Annotated in this window: 21 protein-coding genes and 1 riboswitch; of the genes, 12 read left to right on the top strand and 9 right to left on the bottom strand. The window is 64.3% G+C overall.

Annotated features, from left to right (window positions below; all coding sequences use genetic code 11):
• Positions 1 to 58 precede the first annotated feature (58 nt).
• Together RB623_RS01145 and RB623_RS01140 are read left to right on the top strand one after the other, a co-directional pair.
• Positions 59 to 769: a YdcF family protein gene (locus RB623_RS01145; protein ID WP_374121619.1), complete on the top strand. Its 711-nt coding sequence runs from the start codon at positions 59 to 61 to the stop codon at positions 767 to 769.
• Positions 770 to 887: 118 nt separating this feature from the next.
• Positions 888 to 1,676 (top strand): 1-acyl-sn-glycerol-3-phosphate acyltransferase, encoded by a 789-nt coding sequence (locus RB623_RS01140; protein WP_308054900.1) that lies wholly within the window; start codon positions 888 to 890, stop codon positions 1,674 to 1,676.
• 24 nt (positions 1,677 to 1,700) lie between these two features.
• On the opposite strand, the gene RB623_RS01135 is transcribed toward RB623_RS01140, so the two are convergent.
• Both RB623_RS01135 and RB623_RS01130 read right to left on the bottom strand, forming a co-directional pair.
• Entirely contained in the window at positions 1,701 to 2,648 is a 948-nt protein-coding gene (locus tag RB623_RS01135) for an aldo/keto reductase (protein ID WP_308054899.1), read from the bottom strand.
• Between the two features lie 84 nt (positions 2,649 to 2,732).
• A complete protein-coding gene (locus RB623_RS01130; protein WP_308054898.1) occupies positions 2,733 to 3,308 on the bottom strand; it encodes a gamma-glutamylcyclotransferase in 576 nt (191 codons plus the stop codon).
• A 119-nt stretch (positions 3,309 to 3,427) separates the two neighbouring features.
• On the opposite strand from RB623_RS01130, the gene RB623_RS01125 reads away from it, so the two are divergent.
• Entirely contained in the window at positions 3,428 to 4,414 is a 987-nt protein-coding gene (locus tag RB623_RS01125; protein WP_308054897.1) for a DUF2125 domain-containing protein, read from the top strand.
• Positions 4,415 to 4,418: 4 nt separating this feature from the next.
• On the opposite strand, the gene RB623_RS01120 is transcribed toward RB623_RS01125, so the two are convergent.
• Positions 4,419 to 5,345 (bottom strand): prephenate/arogenate dehydrogenase family protein, encoded by a 927-nt coding sequence (locus RB623_RS01120; protein WP_308054896.1) that lies wholly within the window; start codon positions 5,343 to 5,345, stop codon positions 4,419 to 4,421.
• A gap of 8 nt (positions 5,346 to 5,353) precedes the next feature.
• On the bottom strand, positions 5,354 to 6,460 hold the full coding sequence (hisC, locus tag RB623_RS01115) for a histidinol-phosphate transaminase (protein WP_308054895.1): 1,107 nt from the start codon (positions 6,458 to 6,460) through the stop codon (positions 5,354 to 5,356).
• A 1,011-nt stretch (positions 6,461 to 7,471) separates the two neighbouring features.
• On the opposite strand from hisC, the gene RB623_RS01110 reads away from it, so the two are divergent.
• The 7 genes from RB623_RS01110 (at position 7,472) to RB623_RS01080 (ending at position 15,190) form a co-directional block, all read left to right on the top strand.
• A complete protein-coding gene (locus tag RB623_RS01110; protein ID WP_308054894.1) occupies positions 7,472 to 7,684 on the top strand; it encodes a hypothetical protein in 213 nt (70 codons plus the stop codon).
• A 144-nt stretch (positions 7,685 to 7,828) separates the two neighbouring features.
• Positions 7,829 to 9,274, top strand: a complete 1,446-nt coding sequence (locus tag RB623_RS01105; RefSeq protein WP_308054893.1) for a DUF1254 domain-containing protein — start codon at positions 7,829 to 7,831, stop codon at positions 9,272 to 9,274.
• Positions 9,275 to 9,323: 49 nt separating this feature from the next.
• Complete coding sequence (locus RB623_RS01100; RefSeq protein WP_308054892.1) at positions 9,324 to 10,853, top strand: DUF1254 domain-containing protein; 1,530 nt, start codon at positions 9,324 to 9,326, stop codon at positions 10,851 to 10,853.
• Between the two features lie 650 nt (positions 10,854 to 11,503).
• Positions 11,504 to 11,824, top strand: coding sequence for a hypothetical protein (locus RB623_RS01095; protein ID WP_308054891.1), 321 nt, complete (start codon positions 11,504 to 11,506; stop codon positions 11,822 to 11,824).
• A 237-nt stretch (positions 11,825 to 12,061) separates the two neighbouring features.
• A riboswitch (SAM riboswitch) is annotated at positions 12,062 to 12,139 on the top strand.
• A 56-nt stretch (positions 12,140 to 12,195) separates the two neighbouring features.
• Positions 12,196 to 13,119 (top strand): homoserine O-succinyltransferase, encoded by a 924-nt coding sequence (metA, locus tag RB623_RS01090; RefSeq protein ID WP_308054890.1) that lies wholly within the window; start codon positions 12,196 to 12,198, stop codon positions 13,117 to 13,119.
• A 124-nt stretch (positions 13,120 to 13,243) separates the two neighbouring features.
• Complete coding sequence (locus RB623_RS01085) at positions 13,244 to 14,410, top strand: ATP-grasp domain-containing protein (RefSeq protein WP_308054889.1); 1,167 nt, start codon at positions 13,244 to 13,246, stop codon at positions 14,408 to 14,410.
• Positions 14,411 to 14,413: 3 nt separating this feature from the next.
• Positions 14,414 to 15,190: an alpha/beta hydrolase-fold protein gene (locus RB623_RS01080; protein WP_308054888.1), complete on the top strand. Its 777-nt coding sequence runs from the start codon at positions 14,414 to 14,416 to the stop codon at positions 15,188 to 15,190.
• An 8-nt stretch (positions 15,191 to 15,198) separates the two neighbouring features.
• On the opposite strand, the gene RB623_RS01075 is transcribed toward RB623_RS01080, so the two are convergent.
• On the bottom strand, positions 15,199 to 15,987 hold the full coding sequence (locus RB623_RS01075; RefSeq protein WP_308054886.1) for a DUF1194 domain-containing protein: 789 nt from the start codon (positions 15,985 to 15,987) through the stop codon (positions 15,199 to 15,201).
• 69 nt (positions 15,988 to 16,056) lie between these two features.
• Entirely contained in the window at positions 16,057 to 16,788 is a 732-nt protein-coding gene (locus tag RB623_RS01070) for a class I SAM-dependent methyltransferase (RefSeq protein WP_308054885.1), read from the bottom strand.
• Positions 16,789 to 17,166: 378 nt separating this feature from the next.
• On the opposite strand from RB623_RS01070, the gene gloB reads away from it, so the two are divergent.
• Together gloB and RB623_RS01060 are read left to right on the top strand one after the other, a co-directional pair.
• Complete coding sequence (gene gloB, locus RB623_RS01065) at positions 17,167 to 17,934, top strand: hydroxyacylglutathione hydrolase (protein WP_308054884.1); 768 nt, start codon at positions 17,167 to 17,169, stop codon at positions 17,932 to 17,934.
• 2 nt (positions 17,935 to 17,936) lie between these two features.
• Complete coding sequence (locus RB623_RS01060) at positions 17,937 to 18,398, top strand: cupin domain-containing protein (protein WP_308054883.1); 462 nt, start codon at positions 17,937 to 17,939, stop codon at positions 18,396 to 18,398.
• 12 nt (positions 18,399 to 18,410) lie between these two features.
• Here RB623_RS01060 and RB623_RS01055 read toward each other — a convergent pair whose 3' ends face one another.
• From RB623_RS01055 to RB623_RS01045, 3 genes are read right to left on the bottom strand one after another with little or no spacing between them, the layout of a single operon-like run.
• On the bottom strand, positions 18,411 to 19,082 hold the full coding sequence (locus tag RB623_RS01055) for a lysoplasmalogenase (protein WP_308054882.1): 672 nt from the start codon (positions 19,080 to 19,082) through the stop codon (positions 18,411 to 18,413).
• Entirely contained in the window at positions 19,079 to 19,969 is an 891-nt protein-coding gene (locus RB623_RS01050) for an EamA family transporter (protein WP_308054881.1), read from the bottom strand. The genes RB623_RS01055 and RB623_RS01050 overlap by 4 nt, the downstream gene beginning before the upstream one ends.
• 28 nt (positions 19,970 to 19,997) lie before the next feature.
• Complete coding sequence (locus tag RB623_RS01045) at positions 19,998 to 20,780, bottom strand: DUF3108 domain-containing protein (RefSeq protein ID WP_308054880.1); 783 nt, start codon at positions 20,778 to 20,780, stop codon at positions 19,998 to 20,000.
• Between the last annotated feature and the right edge of the window lie 70 nt (positions 20,781 to 20,850).

The raw sequence follows: 20,850 nt of genomic DNA, 5'->3' as shown, positions 1-20,850 counted from the left end.
CGCCGTCGGTGCGACGGCGCTACCCAACCAGGCGAATCGGAGGTATCGATTGCCAATGGTGGAATTGAATCTGAGCGATTCGACCGGAGCCGGCGGCCGCGGGGGGAGCCGGCTGGTTGCTGTATTGCGACTCTCCGTCCTGGCTGCGGCGATTGCCGCCGCGGTTTTCGCCGCCGGTTTCGGCCTGTTCGGCACCTATGTCAGCGAAATGACGACGCCGGACGATGTGCAGCCCGCCGACGCCATCATCGTGCTGACCGGCGGCCAGGCCCGGCTCGACGCGGCACTCGACCTGCTGAAGACCGGCAAGGGCAAACGCCTGCTGATCAGCGGAGTCAACCCGATCGCCAGCCGCGAGCAACTGCGCCTGGCGACCGGCGGCGACAAGGCGCTGTTCTCCTGCTGCGTCGACATCGACAACGCCGCGCTCGACACGATCGGCAACGCCGAGGAGAGCACCAAATGGGTCCAGAGCCACGACTACGGCAGCGTCATCCTGGTCACCAACAACTATCACATGCCGCGTAGCCTGCTGGAGATGAGCCGCCTGGTCGAGATCGCCGAGTTACAGCCCTACCCGGTGGTCAATACACGTCTGGATCGGGGCGGCTGGCTGACCAAGCCGGAGGCGCTGCGGGTGATCTTCACCGAATACACAAAATATGTAGCGGCGCTGGCCCGCTCCGTCGTTCCGACCGGCGAAACGCCGGCCGACGACGAGCCTCGCTACACCGCCACAATCCGCAGGCCGGACGCCGCAACACCCTGAACCGTTCGAGGTCGGAATCGCGCGCCACGCGCAAGGCGGCGTTGTGCATCGCCCCGTGGCTGATGTACGAACGGCGGGCCGCCTGCCGCGGCGCCTTCGTCAGGAACCCCGCCTCGCCATGATCGCCTTCCGGTCGCTGCTGTTCAACGCCGTCTTCTATCTGAACCTGATCGTCCAGATGATCCTGTGGGCGCCGTTGTTCTTTCTGATGCCGCGCAAGAAGGCATGGTTCGTCCCGAAATTCTGGGCGCGTTCGGCGCTCTGGCTGCAAGACAAGCTGGCCGGCACGAAAAGCGAGATAACCGGGCTGGAAAACCTGCCGGCGGGCTCCTTCATCCTGGCACCGAAGCACCAGTCGTTCTGGGACGCCATCGCCTTTTTCCAGTATCTCCGTGATCCGCTTTATATCCTCAAGCGCGAACTGACCTGGATACCCTTCTTCGGCTGGTACATTCTCAAGATGCGGCTGATACCGGTCAATCGCGGCAGCCGGGCCAAGGCGCTCAAGCAGGTCGTTGCGGATGCCAGGCGCGAGATGGCGAACGACCGCCAGCTCATCATCTATCCGGAAGGAACGCGTCGCGCGCCCGGCGACGAGCCGGCCTACAAATACGGCATTGTCGAACTCTATTCGCAGCTTGGCCTGCCCGTCGTGCCGGTGGCGCATGTCGCCGGGCTTTTCTGGCCGCGGCGCAAATTCATGCGTTATCCAGGCACGATCAAGGCAAGATTCCTGCCGCCCATTCCGGCCGGGCTGGAACGGGAAGAATTCATGCAGCGGCTGATCGCCGAGACCGAGGCAGGCTGCGACGCGCTTCTGGTTGATGCCGCGAATACGCCCGGCCACCCGCCTTTGCCACCGACGGCAGTCAAGCGGCTGGCCGAACTGAAGGCGACGGCGGGCTGAGACTCGCCACCGATCCGCGAAATCTCAAGCGCTCGCCCGATCGAGCTCCGCGATATCCTCAGGCGAAAGGGCGAGCGAGGCCGCCTTGGCGAGACTGTCCACCTGCTCGACGCTGGTGGCGCTGGCGATGGGCGCGGTAACCCCTTGCCGGGCGATGACCCAGGCTAGAGCGACTTCCGCCTGCCTGGCCGAATGGCGCGCCGACACCGCGTCGAGCGCGGCCAGAATGCGCATGCCGCGCGCATCGAGATAATGCTTGATGCCGCCGCCGCGCGCGCTTTTGCCGAGGTCGGCCTCGCTGCGGTATTTGCCGCTCAGAAAACCCTTGGCGAGGCTGAAATAGGTGATGACGCCGAGCCCCTCTCCCATGCAGAGGTCGCGCAACGGACCGTCATAGGAGGAGCGATCGTAGAGATTGTATTCCGGCTGCAGCACCTCGTAGGGCGGCAGGCCTTTTTCCCTAGCGACGTTCAGCGCGTCCGACAATTGCGCAGCGTCGAGATTGGACGCGCCGATATGGCGGATTTTTCCCTTTTTCAGCAGCTTCTCGTAGGCGCCGAGCGTTTCCTCGTAAGGCACGGTCGGGTCCGGCCAATGCGAGAAATAGAGGTCGATCGCGTCGGTCTGCAGCCGCCGCAGCGAGGCCTCGATCGCCTTCTCGATATAGGCGGCGGACAGGTCCTTCTTGCCCTGCCCCATGTCGGAGCCGACCTTGGTGATCAGGACCACGCTGTCGCGGTTGCCACGGCTCTTCATCCACTTGCCGATGATGGTCTCCGACTCGCCGCCGGAATTGCCCGGTACCCAGGTCGAGTAGGCATCGGCGGTGTCGATGGCGTTGAGGCCGGCCGCGAGGAACCGGTCGAGAATCTCGAACGACGTCTTCTCGTCGGCGGTCCAGCCGAACACGTTGCCGCCGAGCACCAGCGGCACGATGTCGAGGCCGGTGCGGCCGAGTTTGCGTTTCTGCATGGATGTGTTCCTTGATGGGATGCGGTCGGATGGGAGGGTCTTCGCGACAAAGCTAAGGCGCGAGGCCTCGCTGGGCAAAGCCTATCACGCCGATTTGCCATGCGGTTCGAGCCGGATCATTGGGCCAGCGGCCTCGGCCTCGGCCTCGCGCACGCGCGTGGCGACATCCTCCATCCAATGGTCGCGAATGCCGAGCGCGGCAAGATGCTCCACCGTGCTCAGCACATAATCCTCGTTGCGGCCCGACTGCCCGACCGCGCCGAGCACGATCGCGGCGGCTTCCGCCTCGCCGAGGTTGCCGGCATATTGCGGATGCATCCGGTCGACGACGTAGCACACCGCCTGCACGACATCGCCGCCGTCCAGCCGCACCGGCAGCACGCGCTCTAGGTAGACATTGGTCACCAACTCGCGCTCGCGCAGATAGGCCATCGCTTCGTCGCGCAGCTCCTCGGGAACGCGAAAAGCCAGGCCGACGCAGGAGCCGCCGCGATCGAGGCCCAACACCAGGCCCGGGCGTTGCGGCGTGCCGCGATGCACATGCGAATGCACACAGAGCGAGCGCCGGTAGCCGAAGAGCCGCGCCCTTTCCGTTTCGGTATGGGCAAAACCCGGCCGCCAGATCAAAGAACCGTAGCCGAAAACCCAAAAATCGCCCATATCGCCAAGCCAAGTCCATGCTACGAGGGGGTCGCCCGCCGCCGCAGTCCTAGACGAGTCTCGCCGTCCGGGGAAACAGCAAAGCGCAGGACGACCGTAGAAGCCGACCGGAAGACAGAATGCACGAACCATCCCGCCCCAACGGGCGCTACGGCCGCCGGATCTTCTGGCTGGGCGTCGTCATCGCCATTGTCGCCGGCGGCTACACCGCGGGCTGGTTCTGGCTCGCCCGCAAGATCGAGGCGCAGACGCTGGCCACGCTCGCCAGGCTGGAGGAGCGCGGCGTGAAGGCCGAATGCATCAATCCGACGGCGCGCGGCTATCCGTTCCGCATCGGTCTCTATTGCGATCGCGTCGCCTTCGCGCGGCCGGCCGAGGCGCTGACCGTCGCGGCCGGCGCGTTCCGCTCCGCAGGGCAGATCTACGACCCAATGCGGCTGGTGGCCGAACTCGACAGCCCCGCCACCATTTCCGCACCCGGCGGCCAGATCGCCCTGGACTGGCGGGCGCTGCGCGCCAGCATGCGGCTGACCACGGCATTGCCCGAGCGCGTCTCGCTGGAGGGTTCGAAGCTCAGGCTCGGCATGGACGAGCGCGCGCAACTGGTGACCGCCGACACGTTCGAGGCGCATATGCGGCCGAACGAGGCCGATCTCGACGTCGCCGGCCGCTTCGGCGGGCTGGTGATCGACCCATCGCTTGTGGCGGGACGCAACGTGCCGTCGCTGTCGGGCGAGGCCGACCTGTCGGTCAAGGACGGCGTGGCGCTGCTGGCCGAGCGCGGTCCGCTAAAGCTGCGCGGCCGTTCCGGCATCGTCCGCGACCTGACCCTGCAGCTCGGCGACAAGGGCGCCCTGAAACTGTCCGGGCCGTTCTCCATCGACCTGGACGGGCTTATCGACGCCGACCTGAAGGTGGCGATTAGCGACCCCAAGGCGCTGGCGGTATCGCTGTCGCAGGTGTTTCCGGAGCAGGAAGACAAGATCAAGCAGGGATTCGCCGGCCTCGCTTTTTTCGGCAGCAAGCCGTCGCTGCCGATGCGCATCACCAAGGGCGAGGTGACGCTGAGCTTCATCCCGCTGGGCAAGATAAAGCCGGTGGATTGACCATCTACCGAGGTGGATGCTCCACCGCCTGGCGGCCGAAATCGGGTACGTCGACCTCCTGTCCCGCCTCGATGATCGAGCGCCGCACGCCGCGGGTGCGGGTAAATATCTCGAACAGCTTTTCGCCCTCGCCCCAGCGGATCGCCCGCTGCAGCAGCGCCAGATCCTCGGAAAAGCGCGCCAGCATTTCCAGGATGGCGTCCTTGTTGTGCAGGCAGACGTCCCGCCACATGGTCGGATCGGACGCGGCGAGGCGGGTGAAATCGCGAAAACCCGAGGCCGCGTATTTGATCACCTCGGATTTGGTCACCGTCTCCAGGTCGTCGGCGGTGCCGACGATGTTGTAGGCGATGATGTGTGGCAGGTGCGAGACGATCGCCAGCACCATGTCGTGATGCTCCGGGTCCATCGTGTCGATGTTGGAGCCGCAGCGCCGCCAGAATTCGGAGAGTTTTTCCAGCGCCGCCGGATCGGTGCCGGGCAGCGGCGTGAAGATGCACCAGCGGTTCTCGAACAGCTCGGCAAAGCCGGCGTCCGGGCCGGATTTTTCCGTGCCGGCCAGCGGATGGCCGGGGATGAAATGCACGCCGGCGGGAATATGCGGCTGCATCTGCGCGATCACCGAACGTTTGGTCGAGCCGACATCGGTGACGATAGCGCCCTTCTTCAAGCGCGGCGCGATCTCCTCCGCCACTTTGCCGGAGGAGCCTACCGGCACCGACACGATGACGAGATCCGCGTCGGCGACCGCTTCACCCAGGTCGGCAAGATAGCTGTCGCCCAGCCCGAGTTCTTCCGCCCGCTTCAGCGTGGAGGCGCTGCGCGTCGCGACCGCGATATGGCCGGCAAGCCCCTCGCGGCGGATGACGCGCGCCAGCGACGAGCCGATCAGGCCGATGCCCACCAGGGCGATTTTGTCGAAGAGCGGCATTTTCCGGCTCAATTCTTCAAGAATTCGGCGAGCGAGGCGACCACGCCACGGTTTGCCTCCTCGGTGCCGACCGTCATGCGCAGTGCATTGGGAAAACCGTAGCCGGCGACGCGGCGCAAGATGTAGCCGCGCGCCGAGAGACAGTCGTCGGCCGCCGCCGCCGAATGCTTGGCGTCGTCCGGGAAATGGATGAGCACGAAATTGCCGACGCTGGGCGTCACCCGCAGGCCGAGTTTCGACAACTCCGCCGTCAGCCACTCCAGCCAGTGGGTGTTGTGGGCGACGGTGCGGTCCACATGGGCGCGGTCGCCCATCGCCGCCACGCCGGCCTCGATCGCCGCCGCGTTGACGTTGAACGGCCCACGCACGCGGTTCAGCGCATCGGCGATATGGGTCGGGCAATAGGCCCAGCCGATGCGCGCCCCGCCCAGCCCGTGGATCTTGGAGAAGGTGCGGGTCATCACCACGTTCTCGAAGGCCGAGACCAGCTCGATGCCAGATTCGTAGTCGTTGCGGCGCACATATTCGGCATAGGCCGCGTCGACCACCAGCAGCACGTTTTTCGGCAGGCCGGCATGCAGCCGCTTGACCTCGTCGAAGGGGATGTAGGTGCCGGTCGGGTTGTTGGGGTTGGCCAGGAACACGATTTTCGTGCGCGGCGTCACCAGCGCCAGGATGGCGTCGACATTGGCCGTCTCGGCGGTCTCGGCTGCCACCACCGGCACCGCGCCGGCGGCCTGGATGTAGATCTTGTAGACCAGGAAACCGTGCTCGGTGAAAATCCCCTCGTCGCCCGGCGACAAATAGGTCTGCGCCAGCAGCCCGATGATCTCGTCCGATCCGTTGGAGCAGACGATGTTGGCGGGATTGAGCCCATGCGCGGCGCCGATCGCCTCGCGCAGCCGCGCTGCCGAGCCGTCCGGATAGAACTCCAGCTTCTCCGCAACCCTCTTCACCGCCGCGATCGCCGCCGGCGAGGCGCCGAGCGGGTTCTCGTTGGAGGAGAGCTTGTGCACCCTGGCGACCCCGGCCGGCGCGGCGCTCTTGCCCGGCACATAGGCTTCGATGTCGAGAATGCCGGGTTTCGGCTGCGGGCGGTTCTGGTCGGCGGTCATGCTTGGTTTTCCGGCTGATGGCTCGGGCGGGGCCGCACGCGGAATATCAGGGGGGAGGCGGAGTTGTCGAGGGGTGGAGCGCTTTCCCCTCCCCCTTGAGGGGAGGGTGGCCGCGAAGCGGCCGGGAGGGGTCGCTGCGGCCAAACGCCAACGTTGCTTTGCGTCGGAGCGTGGCCGCTATGACCCCTCCCCCGCCAGCCCTCCTCTATGGCTCCGGGCGTTCGTCATTCGAAAAGCCAAATCGTTGGCTTTTCGTCCGCTTCGCGGACCATTCCTCACCCCCTCAAGGGGAGGGGAAGTCGGCGCGCTTCCCCGTCGCCACGCTGCGAAATCGCCCTGGCCGTTGAACTCCCTGCCTCGGAGGGAGAAGTCGGGAAGACGGGCGGCCGTTCGATCGCTCATCTAGTAAATAATCTGCGACCTTGCGGCCGCCCGTCCGGCGCGTGCTTTCGCCATCCCGTTCCGCTACGATCAACCATCGCCTTACGGCTCTCACCTGCGATCAAGTTGCGTACTGGCAGACATACTCCAGGTTGTGTATGTGGGAACTCTTGGGACAGCCCCCGGCCTTCGCGGCCACGTTAGCCGCTCTCTCCAAGACGCCGGCTCCTCCCCGCAAACCACCGTCATGATCGGCGTCCCCGCGGGAGAAACTGCGGCTGATTATGCAGGAGGCGGAATGGGAGGGGACAAAGAAACATGATCATTTTCCGAGCTGACCCCGCAAGCCATTGAAGAAAACGAAAGATTTCCTGCTCTGTCATGCGCGCGTTCGGGCGGGGTGCCAAACTATCCCCGGCTGCGACATCGAAAATGTCGCAAAGGCAACAGCGCATTCACGACGGAACATCCCGCTACGGTTCGGTGGGTTCGGCTAGTCGATTGCCACGCCAAATGGCCCTTTGGCCACCAAGTGACCTTTGGGTCAGGATTGCTGTCCTTATCCCGCCATTTCCGGCCTCATTCGGTCGAGCCATTGCCGCTTGTGTTGGGGAATCTTGCGACACGAAAATGGCGGCATTCGACCCCGTTGCGGACGTTAGCCACAATGTCCATAACTGGGAGCATGTCGGGTTAGACATCGGCAAAGTCTTTCAGATCAACGACAAGGTTACGGCCAACGCCTTCATTGAACCCCAATACACGGTCTGGTCGGAAGGCGCGGGCAATCCCGGATGGCAGATTTTTGCAGGGATAAATTTTCAGTTCGCGCTCGGAAAGTAGCGGCATATAGAGGAACGAAATCCGATGTTGAATCGACGCCAGGCAATGAGGATGAGAGAGATGGTGACTTATTTTCCTGCCTTCGGGCCCGCTCACGACGCCGCCAGGAAGCTGGTGAGAACAATAGCAGTCGGATCTTTCGCCGTGGCTGCGGTTTTGGCTCCCGCTCTCGCACAAGACGCGCGCTGGGATAATCTCGCCAACGCCCCGTTCCCCAATGGCTATCCGACGGAGGAAACGAGAACGCTTCTGCTGGACGAACTCTACTTCCAGCGGGCGGTACAGGTTTATCTCAGCGGGCTTCCGGCCGTGAACATGCTCGCGATCCGCGATGGCTCGGAGGCCAAGTTCGGCTCCGGCCATAACATCCTGCCCGTCTGGAAGAAGCGGATGGATGCCAAGGCGATCATCCCGACGCCAAACGCCGACGTGATCTACGCCCAGAGCTATCTCGACCTGAAGAAGGACGGCCCGCTCGTGGTCGTCGCGCCGCCCGGCCTGATCGGCATGTTGACGGACTTCTGGCAGCGGGCGCTCACCGACGTGGGCATCGGCGGACCGGACAAGGGCCAGGGTGGCGTCTATCTGCTGCTGCCGCCGGACTACGACGGGCCTGTCCCGAGCGGCTACAACACCTTCCGCTCGCCGACCTACAACGTTTTCCTGTTCTGGCGTGCACCCATGACGAAGGGCCCGAACGGTCCGGAGACGGCCCAGGCTGTCGCCCATATCGAACAGACGCTGATCTATCCACTGCGCGCCGGTATTCCCAGCGAATGGAAGAAGATGCAGTTCCCCGACGCCTCGGGCGTGCCGCTGAACATGATGTACCCTCGCGACGCGACCTTCTTCGACAGGCTGGCGCAGTTCATCGAGTACGAGCCGGTCGCCTCCGTCGATCCCTTCCTGCGGGGCATGATGGCCTCGATCGGCATCGTCAAGGGCCAGCCCTTCAAGCCCGACGCACGCCATCGGCAGATCCTCGAAAAAGCGGCGCAGGTTGCACCGAGAATTGCGGACGCGCTTGTCGTAAGTCCCGACCATTTCCAGGGCAGGCTGTACTATCCGGGCAAACGTCAGTGGTTCAACGCGTACGCCGGCGTCGACGACAAATTCTTCAGCAACGGCTACCTGAACCTCGATGTGCAATCGACGTTCTTTACAGGCGCCTACTCTTCCGCTCCCTACATGAACGTCAATGCGCCGGGGATCGGCGCGCGTTATCCAGCTGCGGTCAAGGATGCCGACGGCGACTACTTCGTCGGTGACAGGACATATCGCCTGCACCTGCCGGCCAACGTTCCGGCGGCCCTGTTCTGGTCAGTCACGGCTTACAAGCCGGCCGACGGGTCCATGATCGAAAACGGCCAGCCTTTCCCGTCGATCAACTCGATGAGCAAAATCGCGCAGAACGCCGACGGTTCCTACGATCTCTACTTCGGACCGCAACTGCCGTCCGGCAAGCCGGAGTCGAACTGGATCAGGACCAATCCGGGTGAGGGATTCATGCTGGCGCTGCGTCTCTATGGGGCCACGATGCCGTTCTACGACCAGAGCTGGATTCCGGACGATATCGTGAAGATGCAGTGACGCGACCGCCCGACCCCAATACGAGATCCGTCATTCCAGGGAGCAATCGATGACCATTCAGCACACAAAAACAGGGGGCGCCTCCCGTCGCGAGCTTCTTTTGTCCGGAGCGGTTTTCGCCGTTGCGTCCGCCGTCGGCGCCACGCTTTCGATCGAGACCGCGCAGGCGGAGGTGCAGCCCCCGGCCGTTCCGGTTCCGCCGTCTCCGAACTGGGCGCGCGCCATGCCGCCCGCGCCCGACACTCGGGTCAAGATCACCGAGGAATACGCGCGCCACGTGGGCCGAGACGCCTATTTCTGGGCGTGGGCGATGGTGAACATCTACAATCGCCGGCTTGCCTTTACGCCGCTGAAGGAGCCGGCCATTGCCGGGTCCCTGCCGCAGCCGCCGCTGAATGTGGTCACCATGCTGACAGACTATGTCGATCCGGCCGAGCGAGCGGTTGCCTGTCCCAATCAGGACGTCGTGTATGGCGTGGCGTCGCTGGCGCTCGACATCTCGCCTGTGGTGGTCCAGGTGCCCGATTTCGGCGATCGATTCTGGGTTTACCAAGCGGTCGACCTGCGCACCGACAGCTTCGTCCAGATCGGCAAGATGTACGGCTCGACGCCCGGATTCTATCTGCTGGTCGGGCCGGATTGGCAGGGCGAGGTTCCAAAGGGCATCACCCAGGTATTCCGCTCGCCCAGCAACACCGGCTTCATTGCCCCTCGCATCTTTCTGGACGACACGCCCGAGGACAAGAAGGCGATCCAGGGCGTCCTGACCGAAGTGATGACGTATCCGGTGGCCGAATACGACGGCAAAATGAAATCCATTGATTGGGCCAATATTCCCAAGCTGCCTGCGCCGCCGCAGGGCGAAGCGGAAACACGTTGGGTATTCCCGGAAAAGTTCGTCGACGAGTTGCCGATCGTTCTCGCCGATGCGCCGCCGCTGCCCGGCGAGGAGGCGCGCTATGCCCAGGTGCTTGCCGTCGTCGCTGCCGCCAAGGACGATCCCAAGCTGAAGCAGGCGATGATCGAGGGCGCGACGGAGGCCGAGGAAAAGCTCGTCACGCCGCTGTTCCAGTTCCGCAACTACGGCCAGCAACTGCCGCATAACTGGAGCACGATCTCCAACGAAGCCGCGTTCGGGGCGGACTACTACACACGCACCGCGGTCGCAAAGTCCAATATCCTCGTCAACTCGCCGAATGAGACCAAGTACTTCTACCAGGACCTCGACGCTGACGGCCAGCGGCTGAACAGCTCAAACCGCTACACCGTAACGTTCGCGAAAGACGCGACCCCGCCGGTCAACGGTTTCTGGTCACTGTCCATCTACAACGAGCACCATTTTTTTGTTGCCAATTCGATCAACCGCTTCTCGGTCGGCACCAAGAACAAGGATCTCAAATCCAATCCTGACGGTTCACTGACCATCTACGTGCAAGCCGAGGAGCCCAGCGATCCTGTCCAGCGCGCCAATTGGCTCCCCGCGCCGAAGGGTGACTTCTCCCTTTACGTTCGTGCTTATTGGCCGAAGGCGGAAATCCTTGAGGGTTCATGGACGCCGCCGGGGGTGCAACTGGCGTAGCGACAGCCAACGGCTCCAATTCCGGGCTCTGTCTCATCAAGGTCCGGTTCGGGTCAGCCATTGTCGGCAATCGGCGCAGCTGCGACTTTCAGAATGGCCACCAACAATGTCCGCTTTCGACCAATAGCAACGATCACCTAGACGGCCGATATCGGGCGCGTTGCCGTCGAAGCTTCCTTGCCAGATGAATGCCCGCTTTCCCGGTGCAGCCGCCAGAACCAGCCAGTCAGCTTCCCACCCCGATATCGCCGTTCGACTGCCGCGAAACGGTTCCGCACGCTCAGGATCGTGGGCCGCCGTTCGCTTCCACGCGGTCCACGCACGCATGACAGCCCATGCTTGGCTGACGAAAAGGACAATATGAGCGCAGCGAGCAAAGGCAGCCCAGCGAGTTGCAGTCTAACACCGTCCATCCCGGCATCCCACGATCCCATCAGCGCGAACAAAGCACGTCACGCTGCTCACTGAGTCAGCATTCGGCGCCGGCACTGTCGATGGCGTGCTAGAGATACATGCTCCGGCCGCGGATATTGATGCATGTCTCATCGGTATGCCATTTGCCCGAAATGGCGCTTAGCGCGCGCCGGAGAACCGGAGAAGACATCGTTCTCTGCTTCAACTACGTTGGCGTGCCAGTTTGGAGGACCACTATGTTGAGAAATTTGTCGATCGCGGCAATCGGCGCCTTGATGCTTGCAGGCTCCGAGCATTCCGCGTCTGGCGCGTCGGTCGGTGCGGGCAACCCCTACCCCGTCAGCGATTACACGTGCGAGGACGGCACGCGTCTGGCCGTGCGTCTTTTCGGTGATCGCGCTTCGGTATCCGTCAACGACGCAGCCGCGGTCGATCTGCCCTCCATGGGGCCAGAAGGAACGACCTATTCGAACGGCAAGCAGACGCTGACCATCATACAGGGGCGCCTATCGTGGGGCGTTGGCCGAGCCGTGCCGTCCGCATGCACCGGCGGTTGAGCGTCTCGTTTCGCTGCCAGAAAACTGATATGCGAAGACTGTAAGTCACGCTGTCTGACAAAGGCAATTTTAGCCTGGCAAGAAAGGCCATTTTGCTGATCGCCGACGGCGCCTGTTTAACCGGTCGCTGCGCGACGGCGACGCTCCCGGCTGGCTGGAATTCCGACGATAGGGGATCTGCCGCCATTCGCGGCGGCGGCTCCCCATTGACGTGCCCCCCTTCCGGCAGTATGAGCGCTGCCACTCCGTGGTGATTTGGCCGGTCGGCTTGCAGCCACGTTAAACAAGTCGCTAAAGGGCCGTCGGCACGACAAGCCGTTTGGACCGGGCGCGACTTTCGCGGCCGGTTTTTTGTTTTTGGAGGCAGCGCCATGCCGATCAGGATCCCCAACCAGCTTCCCGCCCGCGACGTGCTGGTGCGCGAGGGCGTCTCGGTCATGGACGAGCGGACGGCCATGCGCCAGGACATCCGCCCGATGCAGATCGGGCTGTTGAACCTGATGCCCAACAAGATCCGCACCGAGACGCAGTTCGCGCGGCTGCTGGGCGCCACGCCGCTGCAGGTGGAACTGACGCTGGTGCGCGTCGGCAACCACAAGGCCAAGAACACCCCCGAGGACCACCTGATCTCCTTCTACCAGACCTGGGAGGAAGTGGCGGACCGCAAATTCGACGGATTCATCATCACCGGCGCGCCGATCGAGCTTCTGGATTTCGAGCAGGTCGACTACTGGGACGAGCTGACGCGCATCCTCGACTGGACGACGACCAACGCCCACTCCTCGTTCTTCATCTGCTGGGGGGCGATGGCGGCGGCCTGGCATTTTCATCGCGTGCCGAAACACACGCTGGACAAGAAGGCATTCGGCGTCTTCCGCCACGGCAACAACGCGCCGGCCTCGCCCTACCTTGCCGGCTTCTCGGACGATTTCGCCATTCCCGTCTCGCGCTGGACGGAGGTGCGCTCCGCCGACATACCGGCGGCCTCGGGCCTCGAGCTGCTGATGGAATCGGACGAAACCGGACCCTGCCTGCTCGCCGAAAAGGCCGCGAACCGGCTCTATATCTTCAACCACATCGAATATGATTCCACCTCGCTCAAGGAAGAGTACGACCGCGACGTGGCCGCCGGCGTGCCGATCGAGGTGCCGCACGAATATTACCCCCACGACGATCCGGCCCTTAGGCCGCTCAACCGCTGGCGCTCGCACGCCCATCTTCTGTTCGGCAACTGGATCAACCAAGTTTATCAGACGACACCCTACGAGCTGGAGGAGATCGGCAAGGGGGCGTAGGCGCATAACAAGTCCTCGCCGATCTGGAAGGTCATCAAGGGCCAGTAGCCACCCCTTCCACGCCGCCAAAAAATACACGACACTCCACTAGCCCCGCCCTCGGCGCGGCAAGCGGAGGGCGTTCATGAACTTCGTCTTCTTCTCCCCGCATTTCCCGTCGACGGGTCGCGATTTCTGCGACCGGCTGAAAAAGGCCGGCGCCACGGTGCTGGGTATTGGCGATGCGGCCTATGACGATCTCGATCCGCTGCTGCGATCGGCCCTGTCGGAATATTACCGCGTCGCCGACATGGAGAATTACGACCTGGTGCTGCGCGCCATGGGCCATTTCATCCACAAATGGGGCCGCATCGACCGTTTCGAATCGCTCAACGAGCACTGGCTGGAGCTGGAGGCCAGCATCCGCACCGACTTCAACATTTTTGGCACGAAACTCGACTTCGTGAAGAATTTGAAGAAGAAGTCGCGCATGCGGGCGTTCTTCAGAAAGAGCGGCGTCGACACCATCCCGCAGCGAAAGTGCTCCGACCGCGCCGGCGCGCTGACCTTCATCCGTCGCGTCGGTTATCCGGTGGTGGTCAAGCCGGATTCGGGGTCCGGGGCCAGCAACACCTTCAAGATCTCCAACGCGAAAGAGCTCGACGCCTTCTTCCGCGACCGGCCGGAGGACGTCAGCTTCGTCATGGAGCAGTTCATCGACGGGCTGGTCGTCACCTATGACGGGCTCGCCAACCGCGACGGCGAAGTGGTGCTGGCCGCCAGCACCCGCTACGACCATAGCGTCATGGAGGTGGTCAACAAGGACCGGCACCTGAGCTATGTCTGCTATCCCGAGATCGACCCGGCGATCGAGGCGGCGGGCCGCAAAATCCTGAAGGCCTTTGACGCGCGCGAGCGCTTTTTCCACCTGGAGCTGTTCCAGACCAGGGACGGCCGGGCGATTGCGCTGGAGGTCAACATGCGGCCGCCCGGCGCCTGGATGACCGACGCGATCAACTTCACCTACGACATCGACGTCTATGCCGAATGGGCCGAAATGGTGGTCAACGATCGCCGCCGCGGGCCGTTCGCGGGCAAATATTTCACCGCCTATGCCAGCCGCAAGCGCCACATCCGCTATCGCCACGATCATCGGGCCGTGCTAGCCGCCCATGGCGGCAAGATCGTCCGCCACAACGCCATCGAGGACGTGTTCAGCCGCGCCATGGGAAACTACGCCTATCAGCTCCGCTCGAAAGACCTTGCCGAGGTTCGCGAGGCGATCGACTTCATCCACGCGGAAGAGGCGTAACCGATGCGCATCTCCTACCACAGCATCGACAGCCGCTATCTCGACCGGCCGATGGAGCACAAGCGCTACGGCCATGCCGGCCGCCCGATGGTGGTGTTCCCGACGTCGAAGGGACGTTTTTTCCAGTTCGAGGATTCCGGTGGCGTCGCCGCCCTGTCGGAATTCATCGAGGCGGGCCGCATCCAGCTCTGGACGCTGGACGGCATCGACTGGGAGACCTTTTTCTCGACCGAACCCGATCTCCAGGCCCGCATCGGCCGCCACGACGAGTATTTCCGCTACGTCCGCGACGAGGTTTTTCCGCAGATCGCCGAAGAGGCAAAAACCTCTAACGCGGGAAAGCAGCTCAGGCCGATCATGGCCGGCTGCTCGATGGGCGCCTTCCACGCCTCGAATTTTGTCTTCCACTATCCCGAACTGGTTTCGGGCGCGATCGCGCTTTCCGGCGTCTATTCGACCCGCGACTTCTTCGGTCCGGCGCTGGACGGCGGCATCTATTTCAACTCCCCGCTCGATTATCTGCCCGGCCTGAACGATGGCGCTGTGCTGGCACGGCTGCGCGCGATCCGACTGATCTTCTGCTGCGGCCAGGGCGCCTGGGAAGAGCGCATGCTGGCCGAGACGCGCGAGCTCGAACAGGTGCTGCGCGAAAAAGATATCCCGGCCTGGGTCGACTATTGGGGCACCGACGTCAGCCATGACTGGCCGTGGTGGCAACGGCAGTTGCAGTATTTCGTCGGCCACTGGCTGGATGCGGACACTCGCGATCCGCGCGGATAGCGACAGCTCTACCGGTCCAGTTCCGGAAAATACGGATCGGAATAGAACCTGCGGTCGCGCTCGCCTCGGAGGCAGTCGACCGGCTCGTCTGTGGAGGCCAGCGTGCGGGCCGGCGGCGCCGCTCCGCTCACCTCCAGGATCAGCTTGCGGCGGATCGCCGTGGCGAACTCGTCGGCCGACCGTATCGGCAGCACGAACGAGCCCGGCCCGCCGATGACGCATTCGGCATAATAGCGGTCGAGGTCAGGGAGCGTGAAGGACGGCCGGATCAGGATGGGCAGGCCGTTCACCACGACGCCCGCCGCCACGGCGCGGTCGCGCGCGGCGGTTACCGGCAGGCCGGTATTGTTCGGTCCGTCTCCCGAGACGTCGATGACGCGCCGCGTGCCGTCGGCCGTATCGCTGTCGAACAGTCCCGTCGCGAAATCCAGCGCCCCGGAGATCGACGTGCCGAGATAGCCGCCGAACGGCCGCTCGGCGAGCACGGAGGCAAAAGCCACGGCGCTTTCCGGCCCGTCGACGATGTGCCACGCAACAAGCGATTCCTCGCGCACGGTGCCCGCCCATTCGAAATAGGTGATAGCGATCCGGCCACGCCGGCCGGCGCGCACGGCGGCGACAAAGGCGGGATGACGGATCGCCTCGACGTAGCCGGCGCGCTGCAGGGCGAATTCCTCAACATCCATCGAGCGCGACACGTCGACCGCCAGCACCAGTTCGACATCCACCGGCATCTCCGCCGCGACCGGCATCGGTTCGCAGCCAAGGCAGAACAACAGGCCGAGCAAGGACAGCATGACCGAACCCCGCGAGGAGGCTCCTAGACGAGACCACGAACATGGCGGAACGCGGGCGGTCTTGCCCGGCTAACCCCTGGTCGCCCCCTGCGGGTTGAGCACCGGCACGAAGACTCGGCGGGATGCCCGCTTGGCGACCGGCAAGCCCTGATAGAGTCGCTTCTGCGCCTCGACGATTATGACGCCGGAGAAGATCGGCCAGAAGCGCCGGCCCGTGCGCTCCAGCATGGGCTGCAGCCGCATCATGAAGCCGCGCCGCGACGGCGGGAAGTACAGCGCGTCGGAAGAGGCCGACGGCGTGAAATTGGCATCCCGCAACAGTTCGGTGATTTGCCCTCGCGAGAAAGGTCGGCCGGTGCCGAAGGGCGTATGCTCGAAGCGCGCCCACACGCCGCGACGGTTCGGCACGACGATTACGACTCGCCCGGCCGGCGACAGCACGCGCCAGATCTCCTTCAGCGTCTCGCGCGGGTTTTCCGCGTGCTCCAGCGAATGCACCAGGATCATCCGGTCGATCGACGCGTCGACTAGCGGCAGTTCCTCGTCGAACACCAGCGCCGTCGACGACGGACCGTCCTGCGGCCAGCGCACCGCCCCTTGCGTGCCCGGCATGAAGGCGAAGACGCGCTCCGCATCGGCGCCGAACCGCTCGAGCCAGGGCAGCGCGTAGCCCAGCCCGACCAGTCGCTCGTTGGGCAGGTTCGACCAGATCGCCGACAGCGCGAAGGTGATGGAACGCTCCGCCGCCTGGCCGAGCGGCGAAGCGTAGAAGGAGCGGAGATCGACAATGTCGGAATTCATGGGCCGCGACGGTAGCGGCGTCGCATGAGGAGTTCAACATGGACACAGAGCGTGTCGCGCCCAATCGGGTTCATTCTGTTTCTCGTTTGGCGAGGCGATCCACGCGGAGGATGGCGCGGGTCGTGCTGGTGGCACGGCCAAGTCCATCCGACAAAGTGGGCGCCCGCCAAACGGAAACCCGGAGGGCCGGGCCGGTTTGGGCCAAATCCATCGGGCTTCGTCTTGTCCGGGCCACCAGCCCGGCCTGCGACAAAGCCCTCGACCTTGGCCCAAACCATTCCCGGCAGAATGAGCCCGATTGGGCGCGACACGCTCTCGCTGCGGGATGACACCGGCGGTGCGCCGCTCTATCTATCTCGCCGAAAAGGAGAAGCCTTGATGACGATCGACATCGACCAGTTCATGTGCCGCACCGACAATTTCGGCGTGCTCATCCGCGACCGCGAGACCGGCGAGACGGCGCTGATCGACGCGCCGGAGGAAAAGCCGATCCTCGACGCCGTCGAGCGCACCGGCTGGACGCCGACGCTGATCCTGACCACGCACCACCATCCCGACCATGTCGAGGCCAATCTGGCGCTGAAGGAACGTTTCGGCCTGAAGATCGTCGGCCCGGCGAAGGAGCAGACGCAGATTCCGGGCATCGACGAGACGGTCGACGGCGGCTCGACCTTCAGGTTCGGCGGCGAGGAGGTGCGGGTGATCTTCACGCCGGGCCACACGCTCGGCCACGTCTCCTACCATTTCCCGGTTTCCAAGGTGCTGTTTGCCGCCGACACGCTGTTTTCGCTGGGCTGCGGCCGGCTGCTCGAAGGCACGCCAGCACAGATGTGGCAATCGCTGAAAACGCTGTCGGCCCTGCCGCCCGAAACAGCCGTCTATTGCGGCCACGAATACACGCAATCCAACGCCCGCTTCGCGCTGAGCGTGGATCCGGACAACAAGGCGTTGCAGGAGTGCGCCTCCGAGATCGACCGGTTGCGCGCCGACGGCATGCCGACGCTGCCGACGACGATCGGCCGCGAACTGGAGACCAATCCGTTCCTGCGCCCGCACGATCCGAAAATACGCCGGAACCTCGGCATGGAAAACGCCTCGGACGAGGCGGTCTTTGCCGAAATCCGCAAGCGCAAGGACAATTTCTGACCATGTCCGATCTGATCGCGCCACTCCAGGACCCAGCAGCCCCGACGGCGGCGGCGATCATCGAACTGCTCGGCATGAAGCGCCACCCGGAAGGCGGGTGGTATGCCGAGACGTTTCGCGATGCGCCGGCCGCGGGCGGCCGGGGCCATTCGACGGCGATCTATTTCCTGCTGGAGCGCGCTGATGTCTCGGCATGGCATAAGGTGCGCGACGCGGTCGAAGTCTGGCATTTTTATGCGGGTGCACCGCTGGAGCTGACGATTTTCGACGGGGTCGGCGGGCGTCGTTCGCACCGCCTCGGCGCCGATCTGCCGGCCGGCGAGCGTCCACAGGCAATCGTTCCGGCGGATGCCTGGCAGACCGCCCGCAGCCTCGGCGACTGGACGCTGGTCGGCTGCACGGTCGCGCCGGGGTTCGCGTTTTCGTCGTTCGAGCTCGCGCCGGACGGCTGGGAGCCGGAGTGAGGGGTGCGCCCTTCAGAACCGGATCAGCCCAAGCGTGATCGCCAGTTGGCCGAGATAATACGTGCCCCACACTGCATAGCGCATCCGGTCGCGGTAGCGCGAGATCGCCGGTAGCAGGAATTTTTCGCCGGCCAGCAGCGTGTCCGAGACGATGAACAGCAGCGCGCCAAAAATCACGAGCGGCGCGTCGAGGGTCAGCGCGGAAATGCCCATGCCGAGGATGGCGACGATGTAGACCGCCACCGGCAGGCGCAGTTCCGGCCCGATCCGCCGCCACAGCAGCACGAGCATGACCAGCCCGTAGACGGTGAGAACCGCCGCCGCTGCACCGCGCCATGGCTGGGCGGCAAGCAGAGCGAACCCGCCGCCGATCGTCGCGAACAGCACGATGTAAGCGATATGCGCGGCGAGAAAGCTGGCCAGCCCGGCTAGGAACGCCTTTTCGCCCGGGCGCGAGAGAAAAAGATCGCCGGCGGCGCTCAGCGCCAGCGCCAGAACCAGAAGCCAGTGTCCGCCCTGCATGGCGGCCAGCACCGCCAGCAGCGCCACGGCCAGCGTCTTGACGAGCGATGCGACGAAACGCGGCGGCGCGGCCGCCATGGTGCCGTAGAGCAGCGCAGCACCGCAGGAGAAGATGAAGGTGGCGTTGCCGGGACTCTCTACCCCGCCGTCGAACGGCATCATGCGCCGGCCTCGCCCTCAGCCGTCTGCCTTGCCGAAAACAGGTTCGGCCGCGCCGCCAGCACCGCGCCGACTGATATCAGCAGGCAGGCACCGATCACATTCCAGGTGGGCTCGGCGAAGCCGGTGGCGATCAGCACGAGCGTCGACAGCAGCGGCGCGGCATAGCTCGCCGCGCCCAGCACCTGGATGTTGCCGCGCTTGACGCCATAATCCCAGGCGTAGAAGGCCGCACCCACCGGCATCAGGCCGAGGCCGAGCACCGCCAGCCACTCGCCGGCGCCGGACGGCAGCACGGTCTCTTCCAGCGCAAGGTGGCAGATCAGCGACAGGATGGAAGTGGCCGCGCAGAACCAGGTGACGATGCTGGTCGGCACTTCGGCGAAACGCCGCGACAACAGCGAATAGCTCGACCACAGCACCGCGCAGACGGCGGCCATGGCATAACCGAAGGTGTAGCGGCTCTCGAAGGATAGTCCGCCGCCCTTGGTGACGATCAGAACGGTTCCGAGCAGCCCTAGCACCGCTCCGGCCACATGGTTCCAGCGCAAGCGCTCGCCCGGCATCAGTGCCGAGCCGACGACGATCAGCAACGGCCAGAGATAGGCGATGAGGCTCGCCTCCACCGCCGGCGCGTTGCGCAAAGCGGTGAAATAGAAAAAGTGGTAGCCGAACAGCCCGCCTATGCCGATCAGCCAGACGACCGGCGGGATTTTCACCGGCGCCGGTTTTGGCCCGAACAGCCGGGCGGCGAGCCCGACCGCCGTGCCGATGGCGAAGGTGATCGCCGACAGCAGGAACGGCGGCACTTGTCCCGACGCGTCGGTGAGCAACGCCAGCAGCGCCCACATCGCCACTGCGGTGAAACCGATCAGCGTTGCCCGTGCCATTCAAAAACTCCGGCGCGGGCGCGTCCCGCTATTTCTTCGTGTCGATTCTCTTTGCCCGTACCGTCACCGTGCCAATCTCGGTGCCGACGGTCGCGTGGACCGGCGCATATACGCCGGTCGAGCCCAACGGCGCAAACGCGATCATGATCCTGCTCTGCTTCTCCAGATAGTCCAGCGACTTCCGGCCCTTGCGGTAACCAGAGACCGGCTTGACCGTGACGCGGCAGGTGACGACATCGTCGCCATAGGCTTTCGCCGCTTCCGAATTCGGCGCGGGATGCAGCGTCGCGTCCATGCGGAACTCGCCATCGAAGAGTTTTATGGTGCGGCCGCACACCTTGTCCGGGCTTGCCGCCTTGACGATGCCGGCCGAAAGCGGATCGGTGACGCCCTTCAGGTCGCCGGATCTTACCGGCACCCAGTTCTTGCGTTTCTTCAGCGGCGGCAGGTTTTCGGTGCTCACCACCGTGCCGCCGCGGAACTTCAGCGCCGTCATCTGCTTGCGCTTGCCCTCGCTGTAATCCATGCGGAAGGCGCTGGGCTGGGTGCGGTCGCCGGCAAAGCCCCCGGAGGCGGAGCCCTTGCCCTTGGTGCTGTCGAAAATCTCGGCAATGCCAGCGCTCGATACCGACCCTTCCACCGAGAACTTTTCGCCCTCGAAGCGGCTTTCGAAGGTCGAGCGGGCAATGGTGAAGCCCAAGAAGGAAACGGTGTATTCGCCCTTGAAGGTCTCGACCTCGGCGCGGGCTGGCGCAGCACCCGTCATGCCGAGGGAGAGCGCGAGCACCGCCAGCCCGGCCCTCCGCCCCATTCGCCCCGCCGCGCAAACGGCTTCCTGCATCTTGTCGATCATACCGATCAGGAAAGCGAAGAATCCGGCA

Origin of the sequence: Mesorhizobium sp. LHD-90 (assembly GCF_030929505.1) — a bacterium.
Classification (GTDB): domain Bacteria; phylum Pseudomonadota; class Alphaproteobacteria; order Rhizobiales; family Rhizobiaceae; genus Kumtagia.
Note: the sequence above shows the minus strand (reverse complement) of the source record. Positions and strands in the feature narration are given on the sequence as shown.

Excerpts from the sequence above, each read along its gene's own strand:
- RB623_RS01080 (WP_308054888.1), top strand. The coding sequence starts at position 14,414 with ATGCGCATCTCCTACCACAGCATCGACAGCCGCTATCTCGACCGGCCG.
- gloB (WP_308054884.1), top strand. The coding sequence starts at position 17,167 with ATGACGATCGACATCGACCAGTTCATGTGCCGCACCGACAATTTCGGC.
- RB623_RS01120 (WP_308054896.1), bottom strand. The coding sequence starts at position 5,345 with ATGCCGCTCTTCGACAAAATCGCCCTGGTGGGCATCGGCCTGATCGGC.
- RB623_RS01085 (WP_308054889.1), top strand. The coding sequence starts at position 13,244 with ATGAACTTCGTCTTCTTCTCCCCGCATTTCCCGTCGACGGGTCGCGAT.
- RB623_RS01125 (WP_308054897.1), top strand. The coding sequence starts at position 3,428 with ATGCACGAACCATCCCGCCCCAACGGGCGCTACGGCCGCCGGATCTTC.
- RB623_RS01130 (WP_308054898.1), bottom strand. The coding sequence starts at position 3,308 with ATGGGCGATTTTTGGGTTTTCGGCTACGGTTCTTTGATCTGGCGGCCG.
- RB623_RS01075 (WP_308054886.1), bottom strand. The coding sequence starts at position 15,987 with ATGCTGTCCTTGCTCGGCCTGTTGTTCTGCCTTGGCTGCGAACCGATG.
- metA (WP_308054890.1), top strand. The coding sequence starts at position 12,196 with ATGCCGATCAGGATCCCCAACCAGCTTCCCGCCCGCGACGTGCTGGTG.
- RB623_RS01100 (WP_308054892.1), top strand. The coding sequence starts at position 9,324 with ATGACCATTCAGCACACAAAAACAGGGGGCGCCTCCCGTCGCGAGCTT.
- RB623_RS01070 (WP_308054885.1), bottom strand. The coding sequence starts at position 16,788 with ATGAATTCCGACATTGTCGATCTCCGCTCCTTCTACGCTTCGCCGCTC.
- RB623_RS01050 (WP_308054881.1), bottom strand. The coding sequence starts at position 19,969 with ATGGCACGGGCAACGCTGATCGGTTTCACCGCAGTGGCGATGTGGGCG.
- RB623_RS01055 (WP_308054882.1), bottom strand. The coding sequence starts at position 19,082 with ATGATGCCGTTCGACGGCGGGGTAGAGAGTCCCGGCAACGCCACCTTC.
- RB623_RS01140 (WP_308054900.1), top strand. The coding sequence starts at position 888 with ATGATCGCCTTCCGGTCGCTGCTGTTCAACGCCGTCTTCTATCTGAAC.
- RB623_RS01045 (WP_308054880.1), bottom strand. The coding sequence starts at position 20,780 with ATGGGGCGGAGGGCCGGGCTGGCGGTGCTCGCGCTCTCCCTCGGCATG.
- RB623_RS01095 (WP_308054891.1), top strand. The coding sequence starts at position 11,504 with ATGTTGAGAAATTTGTCGATCGCGGCAATCGGCGCCTTGATGCTTGCA.
- RB623_RS01135 (WP_308054899.1), bottom strand. The coding sequence starts at position 2,648 with ATGCAGAAACGCAAACTCGGCCGCACCGGCCTCGACATCGTGCCGCTG.
- hisC (WP_308054895.1), bottom strand. The coding sequence starts at position 6,460 with ATGACCGCCGACCAGAACCGCCCGCAGCCGAAACCCGGCATTCTCGAC.
- RB623_RS01060 (WP_308054883.1), top strand. The coding sequence starts at position 17,937 with ATGTCCGATCTGATCGCGCCACTCCAGGACCCAGCAGCCCCGACGGCG.
- RB623_RS01110 (WP_308054894.1), top strand. The coding sequence starts at position 7,472 with ATGGCGGCATTCGACCCCGTTGCGGACGTTAGCCACAATGTCCATAAC.